Genomic DNA, 622 nt, shown 5'->3' on the forward strand with positions numbered 1-622 from the left:
CAGAACCCGGAACGGCAACTGGAAGGCGTCAAGGTTGATCGCGCTTTTAGCGACAAGGCATCCGGCAAGGATGTCAAGCGTCCGCAACTGGAAGCGCTGATAAGCTTCGCCCGCACCGGCGACACCGTGGTGGTGCATAGCATGGATCGCCTGGCGCGCAATCTCGATGATTTGCGCCGGATCGTGCAAACGCTGACACAACGCGGCGTGCATATCGAATTCGTCAAGGAACACCTCAGTTTTACTGGCGAAGACTCTCCGATGGCGAACCTGATGCTCTCGGTGATGGGCGCGTTCGCCGAGTTCGAGCGCGCCCTGATCCGCGAGCGTCAGCGCGAGGGTATTGCGCTCGCCAAGCAACGCGGGGCTTACCGTGGCAGGAAGAAATCCCTGTCGTCTGAGCGTATTGCCGAACTGCGCCAACGTGTCGAGGCTGGCGAGCAAAAGACCAAGCTTGCTCGTGAATTCGGAATCAGTCGCGAAACCCTGTATCAATACTTGAGAACGGATCAGTGGCACTGTTGCAAATAGTCGGTGGTGATAAACTTATCATCCCCTTTTGCTGATGGAGCTGCACATGAACCCATTCAAAGGCCGGCATTTTCAGCGTGACATCATTCTG

Annotated in this window: 1 protein-coding gene; it reads left to right on the plus strand. The window is 56.4% G+C overall.

Annotation, left to right across the window (positions count from 1 at the left end; all coding sequences use genetic code 11):
- Positions 1–531 (plus strand): recombinase family protein (locus ACJHX7_RS26230; RefSeq protein ID WP_410231737.1); only part of this gene is annotated, 531 nt, incomplete at its 5' end.
- Between the last annotated feature and the right edge of the window lie 91 nt (positions 532–622).

This window comes from Escherichia sp. WS1451 (genome assembly GCF_046487365.1).
GTDB classification, from domain to species: Bacteria; Pseudomonadota; Gammaproteobacteria; order Enterobacterales; family Enterobacteriaceae; genus Escherichia; species Escherichia coli.